The organism is Candidatus Zixiibacteriota bacterium, assembly GCA_026397505.1.
Classification (GTDB): Bacteria; Zixibacteria; MSB-5A5; order GN15; family PGXB01; genus JAPLUR01.
Genome location: JAPLUR010000082.1, coordinates 1 through 11,613, shown reverse-complemented (window position 1 = coordinate 11,613; position 11,613 = coordinate 1). Strand labels below are relative to the sequence as shown.

The window sequence follows — 11,613 nt, the reverse complement described above, 5'->3', positions numbered from 1 at the left end:
GGAATAGCCGCTTCCTCGCTTTTCCTCTGTGTCGATAGCTTTTTTCCCGATGCCGGTAGATAGACATGAAACGTGGTTCCAACCCCTACTTCCGATTCCACTTCGATATGTCCCTCGTGCCGCTTTATGATGGAATAGGTTGTGGCCAGCCCCAGGCCGCTCCCTTTTTGCTTGGTAGTAAAGAAGGGGTCGAATATTTTCCTGATATATGGCTCGGGAATGCCGATGCCCTGGTCTGAAACTGTGATTCTTATGTAATTCCCGCGTTTTACAGGCAAGGAATCCTCCGGCCTGACAATCATGTTCTCTGCCGATATTTCGATCGTGCCTCCCTGCGGCATGGCCTGGTCGGCGTTGATGATCAGGTTGTTTATCACCTGGCTGATTTGTCCCTCATCGATTTCCGCCGGCTGGAGGTCGTCGGGGAGATCGAATTTGCATTTGACATTCGACCCGCGCAAAGCAAACTCCGCCGTCTCTCTGACAATATCATTGATGGAAGCTGTCCGCCTGACTGGCACGCCACCCTTGGAGAAGGTCAGCAGTTGCTGGGTCAATTCCTGCGCCCGCATGGAGGCCCGCTCGGCTTCGGTCAGGCGCTTACAGAGTTCATTGTTTTCATCCAGGTTCATTTTGACCAGGGAGATATTTCCCATGATTGCGGTAAGAATGTTATTGAAATCATGGGCAATGCCGCCCGCCAGAATCCCCAGCGATTCCAGTTTCTCGGTTCTGGCAAGATCTTCCTCCATTCGGCGCTTCTCGGAAACATCCCGGAAAACCAGTACCACGCCGACAGTGTGCCCGTTTTCATCCTTTATCGGTGCTACGCTATAGGAGACTATTCGTTCCGATTCGTCTCTGGCAATCAGAATAGTATTATCAATAATGGAGAGAGTCTCACCCCCGGAAATCACCTTCGGCGTCAGATCGGGTAGAGATTGCCGACTCGCTTCGTCAATAACACGGAACGTCTCCTGTATGGATCGCCCGGCCGCTTCCAATTGAGTCCAGCCCGTCAGTTCTTCCGCCGCCTTATTGAAAAGGATGATCTTTCCCTGCGTATCGGTTGTGATTACGCCCTCGCCGATAGAGCGCAATGTCACCGCCAACCGCTCCTTTTCCTTGGCCAGTTCTTCCTGGGCAAGCTTACGGGCCGTTATATCGCGGACATATTCAATGACGCCGATACAATTATTGGAACTGTCAAAGAGGGGGAAGGCAAAAAGCTCCAGCCATCCTTCGGTTCCGGTCGCGCCGGTCAGGGGAACCATCTCAACATGAGGTCTTAACGTTTCCAAAGTTTTGACTGTAGGACAGACCTCACATCGGCAGTCCCGTCCATGATAGGCATCAAAACATTTCTTGCCGATCAAAGGCGCTTTGTGTTTGTACCAGCGTTCCATGGTACTATTGACACGAAGGATGTTCAAGTTTTTATCAAGGACGCTGATTCCATCCTGAATACCGTCAAATACCGCCTGCAAGAATCGCTCGCGCTCGGCCAGGGCGCTTTCGGCCCGCATTCTTTCCTCTTCGATCCCAATGGCCGCGGCCAGGATGCTGAGAATTTTCAAATCCCCGGAACTCGGTTCAACGTCTCGCTGATAAACAACGCATAATGAGCCCAGGTAATCATCACCACATTTGACCGCTTTCCCCACATAGGTCTTCAGATTATAGCGGACGACGTTGGGATCGGTGGCCATATAATTTGTATCCGCAAGATGGCGTATTAAAGCGATTTCATCATTGCCGCGCGTGATGATATCGTAGCAGATGTGGCCATCGGGTTTGTCTTTTGCGTTATAATCGGGGGGAGTGTTCCATTGTCCGAGAGAACAGAGGAATCCGTTTTCGAGTCGATTATAAAGGGCGCAGTCGGCGCCCAGCATCTCGCCGCAAAGGGCAGTCAGACGCTGGATATTCTCTTCGGGGCGGGTGCGGAAATTGAGAAAGCATTCATTTATTCTCTCGAGACTCCGGGCGGTTTGTTTCCGTTCGGTGATGTCTGAAGCGGCGAAAATCAGTCCTTCGGAAGGATTGTCGGGATTAAGAAGCGTCCCGCACAAATGTATCACCAGGGTTGTTCCGTCTTTGCGTCGCCAGTAAGTCTCGATCTCACCGGGAGTCCCGGCACTTACTATTTTATCTATTTGCAGACCCACCCGCCTGTATTCTTCCTCCGATTCATAAAGCATCCTGGAACCCTGGCCGATTAATTCCTCCCTGGAATATCCGACCAGATTGAGCATATGTTCGCTTACCCAATCGAACTTACGGTTGACTACCCGGCCGATCCCGATCGGCGCAGCAGTGAGGATGCTTCTCAATTTGGTCTGACTTTCCCGCAGAGCCGCTTCGGCATGTTTCTGCTCGGTTATATCATTTATAATGCAATGAATCTGCCTGAAGAACCTGTGCCGATTTTGAGTCACTTTGCAGTCGATCGATAAAGTGACGGGAGAACCTTCTTTCTTAATCGCCCCAAACTCCAGTCGATGTGCTTCACCATGCGCAATGATTATTGGCAGCTTCTGCATTAAATGACTCGCTGAGGCAGGAGAAAGATATTCCCCAAGACCGCGTCCGATCACTTCCTTTTCCTCATATCCCATAAGTTCGAGCCAGGCGCGGTTAACCTTGATTATGTTTCCTTTGCCATCGAGCGACAGGTAGCCCAAAGGAGCGTCCTCGTAGAGAAGGCGAAATAATCCTTCACTCTCCTTGAGCGCTTTCTGCGCGGCTTTTTCGCGCATCATGATGGAATTTGCAAATACGCCAAAGAGAATAAACATGAAAAGCACGAAGGAACGTATCCAGATGTCCCGAGGCTCGGGTGTGAACATCGATTCAAAAAAACTTTGGCTGTTTGATAGCAGGGTATCAATAAGGGGATCCAGTATCCAGAAAGCCAGGCCATGTATGATGCCGAGCAGGATCAAGTTGGGCGGGTTTTTACGTAGATTTTCAGATCTGTCCATCATGACTCAAGCCGGGCTGAAAAGCAATAGTCGTTGCCTTACTCCAATTATCGAATACTCGGTGCAATTGCCTCCCACCGGGCCATTTGCGATATTGAAGAAACCGGAAATGGCATATGAGCAGGCTATCAATCACAAAATCGGCAATTGTGGCAAATACTTTACCAGCACAGTCCTATTTTTGTCATTCATTAAATCTATTGTGATTTGCGGTTGCGAGAAATCAGAAAGTGTGGAGAAAATCAGACGGCAGATTTGACCGGAACCGGTTATTGTCAGGAGAGGCCGGCGGCAATGATATCCACGATACCGTGCGACCGTTTGATAGCATCATTGAGTCCGATGCCGGTATAGGCGTTGCCGGCCAGATAAATATGTTCCAGCTGAATCAGGTTGTTCTCGATTTTATGCAGTCTTTCCCGATGACCCAGAACATACTGGGGGATGGCATCCATCCAGATAATGACTTTCTGGAACGTTGGCTTGTTCCTGATGTCTAATATCTTCGCCAGATTCTGATGGGCCAGCTCGGCCAGTCTTGATTCACCGAGCGTGACAATTTCATTGTTCTTTGCCCCTCCCAGCATGGTGCGGAAAAGGGCATATCCATCCGGGGCCTGCTCCGGGAAAATTACCGAAGTCCAGATTGAACCAAGAATGTCAAGCTTCTGATTATGAGGCACCAGAAATCCAAAACCGTCAATGGGGCGCCCTATGTCGGCTATTTTGTACCCATGACAGACCACAGCCAGATTGGAATAAGGTATCTGATTCAGCAGGCCGGCTGTCGCGGGTGTCTGTTCCTTAAGAATTTTGGCGGCATTATTTGAGGGAGTAGCGATAATTATGCGGTCATAATCGGCGTTACCGCCTGCGCTGACAACTCTCCATTGACCATTAGAAGTATGAACAATGCTTCTGACTTCATCGCCCTGCCGGATATCTTCACGAAGTAATGCTTCAAGACGCTCTACGAGTGTCAGCAGGCCGCCCCGAAAACTGGTGAGATGCCCCGAGGGCCCCGCCGGGCCGGCCGCTTTTCCTTTGCTTTCTCTTTTCTTCTTTATCATGGCCTTTATCAGGCCGCCGTACTCTTTTTCCATCTTTTCCATTACCGGGAAACAGGCGCCCAGCGAAAGCATTTCCGGATCGCCGCCGTAAATCCCGGAAACCATCGGATCGATAAGAGTCTCGGCCGCTTCACGGCCGATCCGGCGCGCCACAAAATTGAAAATTGACTCATCCTCGCCAGAGGTACGCACCCGGACAAAATACTCCCCGGCGATGCGCAATTTCCCTCGTAATGACAAAAGGCCACTGGAAAGGAACTTTATCGGGTTGGCCGAGATTTCCCACAGTTTTCCCTTCCGATAGATAAACCGTTTCTCCGATTTTTCATTGGAGGGGAGAAGCTTCTCTTGAAGGCCAATCTGTTTGATGAATTCCAGCGTTAAAGGCTCGCGGTCAAGGAAGCCGTTAGGCCCCCAATCGGCCAGATAGCCCTCCTCGCGAGTAGTGGCGATTGTCCCTCCGAGACGGCTGTCGCGTTCATAGATAGTCAGTGCCGCCCGGGGGCCGAATTTCTGCTTGATAAAAAAGCCGGCCGAAAGCCCGGAAATGCCGCCTCCTATCACAGCAATACCTATCTTTTTCATGGCATCGCTTCTTCGATATGCGATGCCAGCATCTCAATGAAAGCTCTATGATCATTGGGAACCGCCGCCCGGATAAATTTTTCGATGCCGGCCTCCTTTGCATGACCGGCCAGTTCGATATCCAGTTCATAAAGGGTCTCAATATGGTCGCAAACAAAACCGATTGGCATGATTATCACCTGCCGAATATCGCGGTGTCCGATTCCTTTGACCGTCTCTATTGTCGAGGGCCGCATCCAGGTCACCGGCCCAATCTTGCTCTGGAATGAAAGAGAATATCTTTCCAGCGGCACCTGCTTGAGGATAAGTTCAACCGTTCTTTCCACCTGTTGACGATAGGGGTCACCATTATCTATGAATGACTGCGGCAGAGCATGAGCCGAAAAAACGACATGATAAGGTTTGCTGACGTCGATTTTGGCCAGCGCCTCTTTAAACAATTCGACGGAAAGGGCAATATAGCCGGGGTCATCAAAAAATGGGCGCATTATCCGAAGACGGCTGCCCAGCTCAAATTTCTTTCTCGCCTCCTCCAGGTCGCTATAGATGCTGCCGAGAGTGGCGGTCGCATAATGGGGATAGAGAGGAAGAGCGGTAATAGTATCCACTCCCGACTGCACCAACTCCGAAATCGCGGTCATAATTGAGGGCGGGGAATAACTGTAAGCTTCTTTGACTATCAAGCCGGGGAATTTACCCCGCAGTCGGGCCGATACCAGCGCGGCCTGCCGGGCAGTCCATTTCCGCAATGGTGAACCGTCGCCGATCAAGGCATAATGCTTTTTTATATTCCGGATTCTGAAAGCGGTGATAATACGGGCGATGAATGAACGAAAGGGCTGCGGCGTACCCATGATATGAAGATCATTGAAGAGGTTGTACATAAATTGCGAAACCTCGTTCAGATTCGTCGGCCCGCCCATATTGATAAGCAGGGCTGCTTTCTTTATGTCATTCTTTTCCTTCAATATTTCTTCCCCGAAATTGGAGTCGCCTGTCGATTAGATGGTGCGTGAAAATTTGACTTTCGATTTCTCCGGCTGATTGTTCTTGAGATAAGCATCGAAAGTCATGGCGATATTTCTCACGAATAATCTTCCCGCCGGCGCAACTGTAAGTACCTTTTCATCCCAATTCAGAAGGCCATCGTCAAGGAATGGCTGCAACTGCTGCAACTCTTCGGCGAGATACTCCGCGGGCACAATACCGAATTTGGTCTTGAGTTCCAATGTATCGAGCCGAAAATTGCACATCAACTCCGAGATAATATGCTGACGGATCAGATCGTCTTCCGAGAGTTTCATCCCGCGGTAAGCCGCAAACCGATTCTCGTCGATCGCGCTGTTATAGCTATTGATGCCGCTCTGATTCTGAGCGAAATTATTGCGGATATACGATATGGAAGACATCCCGATACCAACCCAGTCCTTGGCGGCATTGACCGTATAGCCCATGAAATTCCGGCGGAGCTTTCCCTTTGAGGCCGCCACCGCCAATTCGTCGCCCGGAAGGACAAAATGATCCATCCCAATCTGAAAGTAACCATTTCCAACGAATGTCTCCCGGGCCAGATTGAACAGATCCGATTTTACTTGCGGCGTCGGCAGCGAGGCGATATCGATTTTTTGCTGATTGGCGCGTCCCTCGGGAAGATGCGCGAAGGAGTACAGCGCCACCCGATCGGGCCGCAATTCAATCACTTTGCGCAGGGTTTCCTGAAACCCGGCGACCGTCTGCCGGGGAAGACCGTAAATGAGGTCGAAATTTATACCGGTGAATCCCTCTTGTCGGCAGTGACGGTACAATTCGATCGACTGCGTTTCGTCCTGATTGCGCCCGATAGCCTCCTGCACTTCATGATTGAAATCCTGTATGCCGAAAGAAAGCCGATTGAAACCAAGCGATTTGAGAAGTTTGATTCTCTCTTTGGTCGTCACCCGGGGGTCAAGTTCAATTGAGATTTCGGCCCCCTTCATTATCTCAAAATTGGCCGAGAAAATCTCGAACGCTCTGATTGTCTGCGCCTCGGTCAGAAATGACGGTGTTCCGCCGCCCCAGTGAAATTGCGAAACTCTTTTTCTCCGCCCCAGCAATTCGGCGACCATCTTCGATTCTTTTTCCACTCTCCCCAGATAGGCATCGGCCGCCTCAGGCGTGCGTGAAATCATGGTCGTGCATCCGCAAAACCAGCATCGCTTGCGGCAGAATGGTATATGAAGATAGAAAGAGAGCGGTTCGTCAACATCGGAAGATGCCTCTTTGATCGCCGCCTTATAATCCTCCGGGCCGTACTGATTGCTCCATTCCGGCACCGTGGGATAGCTGGTATAGCGGGGTCCCGGGCAGTCGTACTTTTTCACCAGCTCGGCCAGCCGCACCGGATCTATCTGAGATGACATTATTGCTTCCTTTCGAAACGATGTACCTTCCGCACCAGCGCTTTCACATTCTCCACCGGTGTTTCGGGAAGGATTCCATGCCCGAGATTGAAAATGAATCCGGAGTACGCCGTCATTTCTTCCAATATCGATTCCGCCTTTTTTACCACCAGTTCCAGCGGCCCAAGAAGCAGATGCGGGTCGAGATTCCCCTGCAGGGTGCGGGGGGCGAGAACCTTCGCGCCGGTCGTCATCGGGACTTTCCAGTCAAGGCTGAAAATATCAGCCTGAAGATTTTTAATCTTATCAAGAAGATGCCCCGACCCTTTTATATACAGGCTGGTTATGATTTTTTCTTTTTTCAACTCTCTGATAATCTTCGCCAGATAAGGATATGACCAATCGGAAAATTCCTGTAAAGCCAGTTCTCCGGCCCAAGTGTCGAACAACTGCACGGCATCGGCTCCGGCCGCTATCTGCATCTTGAGATACTGAATACTGAGATTGGCCAGTCGCTCCAGCACCTGGCGGCTCTCGTCGGGGTGATTGGTAATGAACTTCACCGCTTTGTGAAAATCCTTGGCCCCCTTGACACCACAGAGATAACAAAAAACGGTAAACGGCGCGCCGCAGAAACCCAGGAGAGAAATATCCTGTCCGATCCTTTTTCTCGTTTCAATTATGGCATCGCCGACAAAACTCAATTTCTCGGCCGCATCAAATTCGGCGTAATCTTTGACCTGTTCGGGGTATTCCAGAAGCGGCGAGATGATCGGCCCCGGATCAAAGCGGAGATTTATCCCCAGCGGCTCCAGAATCAGAAGAATATCGGAAAATATAATGGCCGCATCGAGGTCGAGAATCTCAATCGGCTGCGCCGTGACCTCTGCGACCGCCCGGGGTGACTTGCACAGCTCCTCGAAAGACATATTTTTTCGGAACTCGCGATATTCGGGAAGATACCGCCCGGCCTGACGCATGATCCAGATCGGCGTCCGAATAGTGAATTCCTGACGGACATTGGCCATGAACAATTCTTTCTTAGTCATGCGCCGCTTTTCCTTTCGGTGTGAATCTGTACCCGGTGCCGAATTCGGTATGGAAATAAATCGGCTCGGAACTGTTCGGCTCAAAGTATTTGCGAAAGCGAAGAATAAAATTGTCAACGGTGCGGCTCGAGGGATAGGCGTTGTACCCCCAGGCTCCATCGAGTATGGTGTTGCGACTCAGAACCTCATCCGGATACTCGGTGAACAGCTTCAGGAGCAGACATTCCTTATTGGACAGCCGGAATTTTCCATTGGGGCTTTCCACTTCAAATTTCCTGAAATCAATCGACCCGCCGGAGAATTTGTATCCGTCGGCGGATGTGTTTTCGGAGCGAAGCCAGGCCTGCCGGCGGAATATGGCCTTAATTCGCAGCAACAGTTCTTCCAGATCGAATGGTTTGGTGATATAGTCATCGGCCCCGATTGCCAGACCGTCCTTCTTATCATCGAGGCTGTCACGGGCGGTAAGGAAAAGAATCGGCTCGGTCCCAAGTTTAGCCCGTATGCGACGGCAGATTTCCAGACCATCAATGCCGGGCAGCATAATATCAAGCATAATCAGATCGAAACTGCCGTTACCGTAATATTCCATCGCCTGATTGCCGTCGGTCGCCCAGACCATTTCAAAACCTTCCGATTCGAGATTGAGAAGAATCGCTTCGCCGATATGCTTTTCATCCTCAACCAGCAGAATTCTTTTGGCGCTCATTTCGCCCCCCGGAATCTAATATTGACCAAACACCCGCCGGATGGTGCATTCTTTATGGAAATAACGCCTTTGCTCCGGCGTACAAACTCGCGCGCCAGGTACAACCCCAGCCCGGAACCGGGAACTGATTTGCGGCTCTCGATATTTCCGCGGAAAAACGGCTCAAACAACTTATCGCCCATGCCTTCCGGGATTCCATGGCCGTTATCGATAAATTGTATCTCAACCTGCTCGCGGTGCGTTTTGAGATTTATGGTCAGTTGCAGATTGCCGGAGGGGCCATATTTAAACGAGTTATCAATCAAGGAATCCCACACTTTGATTAATTCCGCAAGATTTCCGCGGATTCGGACATTTTCGGCAATATTAAGATTTAATTTTCCCCCGGTGCTTTCTATCCGTTCGCGGATATGCCCGGCAAAGCGAGTCAGCTCGCTGCTGAGGTCGATTGTCTCCAACCGCAGTTCCAGTTGATTATCGGATAGCTTGCGCACCTGAAGGATATTGTCGATAAGCCGATTCAGACGGCCCAGATCCTCTTTCATTTTGGGGGCCAGATCAGCCATCAGATCGTGGTCGTAGTTTCGCCGTTTCATGGTGTCGAGAAAAAGGCTGATAGCTGTGATCGGTATTTTCAGCTCGTGGGTGATGCTGTGAACAAAAAGCAACTGCTCCTCGCGCACCTGTCGAGTCCGCCTGAGCGCGATATAAATCATATAAGCGCCGACCAGCATGAGCAAAATAAAAAATGACCCCTCCATCACAAACATCCGAATATGCCTTTGACGATCCCGATCGATAGAGGCATAAGCGGCCGGATTTATCTTGATATATTCCTCGGTGAGCCAATCGGGCCGTGAAAGTCTGCCCGGCGGGGGAGGAGCATATTCCAGTTTCTGGTTGCGGGTCAGAAGTGAGCGGGGGTAATCTTTGTTCAGGAATAAATAATGTTCCCTGCCGTCTGACTCCAGAGTCAGATAGAGCGAATCATTGAAATTGATAGCTTCCGCTGCCCCTTCTTCAATAATCCCCGACACAGCCGGATCGGAGAATTTTGGGGGCACGGCGGTCATCTCGCCGCTGTTTTCGATAACGCCTTCGGCCTCCTGATAGATTGAAAGATAATGCTGATTGAGAAGCTCTATCGCCCAGTGGCGTTCATCCTCGAGGGTGCTCGTCAGATATTTTCTGGTGCTTTCAGCGTTCCGGACCTGAAAAATTATCCACCAGAGCATCTGGGCGAAAAAGATCCCGGCCAGTATCATAAATATGATAAGGGCGTTCCGGGTGGATGATGCGGAAAAACGTTTCATAGGCTTTTAAAATAATGATTTTATGATTCCGGACAATTTCTCCGCCGCCTCGGAGAGCGCCTCGTGCGAATGTGCCGTGCTGATGAAACCGACCTCATAGGTCGATGGCGCCAGGTACAAGCCTGATTCCAGCGCCTGGCTGAAGAGCGTGGCGTACATTCGGGCATTCTCCGGCAGTATCTCCTCGGCCTTGGTCGCGGTGGTCGGCTGCAGATTAATCCAGAATATAGAACCTATCGTAGTGATATTCACCGGAATTCCCTTGATTGCCTTTCGGATACTCTGCACGAATTCTCTGGTCTCCATATCGAGTTTTTGCCAGCTGTCATTTGCTTCCAGGTGCCGTAGTGTGGCCAGACCGGAGGCCAGAGCGAGCGGATTTCCGGAAAGTGTTCCGGCCTGATAGACCGGCCCCAGCGGTGCCAGCATCTCCATGATATCGACCCGGCCGCCGAACGCGCCGACCGGAAGGCCGCCGCCGACCACTTTGCCATAAGTTGACAGATCGGGAATCAGCCCGAAATATTCCGAGGCGCCGCCCGGTGCCACCCGAAAACCGGAGATGACCTCATCAAATATCAGAAGCGACCCGTACTCACGGGTGATTTCTCTTAAGAAGCCGAGGTAACTTCGCGATTGCAGAAGAAGGCCGTTATTGGCCGGAACCGGTTCAATTATTACCGCCGCGATTTCCGCACCATATTTCTTGAAAATCTCTTCGACACTGTCGATTTCGTTCAGCGGTACAACCAGCGTATGTTTGGCAAAATCTTCAGGGACACCGGCCGAGGCCGGGATACCGAGCGTGGCCAGGCCGGAGCCGGCTGAGGCCAGAAGGTAATCGGAGTGGCCGTGGTAACAGCCGGTGAACTTGACAATCTTATCCCGTTTCGTGAAAGCCCGCGCCAGGCGCAGTGCCGACATGACCGCTTCTGTCCCCGAGGAGACAAAGCGCAGAAGCTCGATATGAGGGCATAAACTCTTTATCTTTTCGGCCAGCAAGATTTCGTTTTCGTGCACGGTGCCGAAGCTGGTGCCGTGACGAGCCGTCTGGCCGATCTCTCTTATTATATCGGGGTGCGCATGCCCCAGTATCAGCGGCCCCCATGAGCAGCAAAAATCGAGATACCGATTACCATCTACATCATAAACATAGGCGCCCTCGCCCCGCTCCATATAAATGGGCGTCCCGCCAACCGCCTTGAATGCCCGCACCGGGGAATTGACCCCGCCGCTGAGGCTTTTCAACGCTCTATTGTAAAGTTCTTTCGATTTTTCGTGCTTAAGCATTATTCCAACCGTTTTTGAGTATGTCGCGCAGGTGATAAGTCAGAATCATATCCGCTCCGGCGCGGAAAATTGCCGCCAGATTCTCCATCATCATATCCCTTTCCACCGCCATCTTCTCTCTCGCCATCAATTTCACCATACTGTACTCCCCCGAGACATTGTAGGCCGCTACCGGAAGCGGGGAGTGCTCTTTGAAAATCCGGATAATGTCAAGATAAGCAAGCGCCGGCTTGAC

9 protein-coding genes are annotated in these 11,613 nt (G+C 51.1%); all 9 read right to left on the bottom strand.

From position 1 onward, the window contains the following. Positions 1-2,987 (bottom strand): PAS domain S-box protein (locus tag NT002_08785; protein MCX6829358.1); only part of this gene is annotated, 2,987 nt, incomplete at its 3' end. Positions 2,988-3,259: 272 nt separating this feature from the next. Continuing rightward, positions 3,260-4,639: a protoporphyrinogen oxidase gene (gene hemG / locus NT002_08780; protein MCX6829357.1), complete on the bottom strand. Its 1,380-nt coding sequence runs from the start codon at positions 4,637-4,639 to the stop codon at positions 3,260-3,262. Further along, a complete protein-coding gene (hemH, locus tag NT002_08775; GenBank protein ID MCX6829356.1) occupies positions 4,636-5,607 on the bottom strand; it encodes a ferrochelatase in 972 nt (323 codons plus the stop codon). Before hemH ends, hemG begins: the two co-directional genes overlap by 4 nt. Before the next feature lie 33 nt (positions 5,608-5,640). Then, positions 5,641-7,038 (bottom strand): oxygen-independent coproporphyrinogen III oxidase, encoded by a 1,398-nt coding sequence (gene hemN / locus NT002_08770; protein ID MCX6829355.1) that lies wholly within the window; start codon positions 7,036-7,038, stop codon positions 5,641-5,643. Further along, positions 7,038-8,066, bottom strand: a complete 1,029-nt coding sequence (gene hemE / locus NT002_08765; protein MCX6829354.1) for a uroporphyrinogen decarboxylase — start codon at positions 8,064-8,066, stop codon at positions 7,038-7,040. Before hemE ends, hemN begins: the two co-directional genes overlap by 1 nt. Further along, positions 8,059-8,775, bottom strand: coding sequence for a response regulator transcription factor (locus NT002_08760; GenBank protein MCX6829353.1), 717 nt, complete (start codon positions 8,773-8,775; stop codon positions 8,059-8,061). Before NT002_08760 ends, hemE begins: the two co-directional genes overlap by 8 nt. Then, positions 8,772-10,088, bottom strand: a complete 1,317-nt coding sequence (locus NT002_08755; GenBank protein MCX6829352.1) for a HAMP domain-containing sensor histidine kinase — start codon at positions 10,086-10,088, stop codon at positions 8,772-8,774. The genes NT002_08760 and NT002_08755 overlap by 4 nt, the downstream gene beginning before the upstream one ends. Positions 10,089-10,094: 6 nt before the next feature. Next, entirely contained in the window at positions 10,095-11,378 is a 1,284-nt protein-coding gene (gene hemL, locus NT002_08750) for a glutamate-1-semialdehyde 2,1-aminomutase (protein MCX6829351.1), read from the bottom strand. Then, a partial coding sequence (locus NT002_08745; protein ID MCX6829350.1) for a porphobilinogen synthase occupies positions 11,371-11,613 on the bottom strand: 243 nt, incomplete at its 5' end. The genes NT002_08745 and hemL, both read right to left, overlap by 8 nt.

Excerpts from the sequence above, each read along its gene's own strand:
- hemG (MCX6829357.1), bottom strand. The coding sequence starts at position 4,639 with ATGAAAAAGATAGGTATTGCTGTGATAGGAGGCGGCATTTCCGGGCTT.
- hemN (MCX6829355.1), bottom strand. The coding sequence starts at position 7,038 with ATGTCATCTCAGATAGATCCGGTGCGGCTGGCCGAGCTGGTGAAAAAG.
- hemE (MCX6829354.1), bottom strand. The coding sequence starts at position 8,066 with ATGACTAAGAAAGAATTGTTCATGGCCAATGTCCGTCAGGAATTCACT.
- NT002_08760 (MCX6829353.1), bottom strand. The coding sequence starts at position 8,775 with ATGAGCGCCAAAAGAATTCTGCTGGTTGAGGATGAAAAGCATATCGGC.
- NT002_08755 (MCX6829352.1), bottom strand. The coding sequence starts at position 10,088 with ATGAAACGTTTTTCCGCATCATCCACCCGGAACGCCCTTATCATATTT.
- hemL (MCX6829351.1), bottom strand. The coding sequence starts at position 11,378 with ATGCTTAAGCACGAAAAATCGAAAGAACTTTACAATAGAGCGTTGAAA.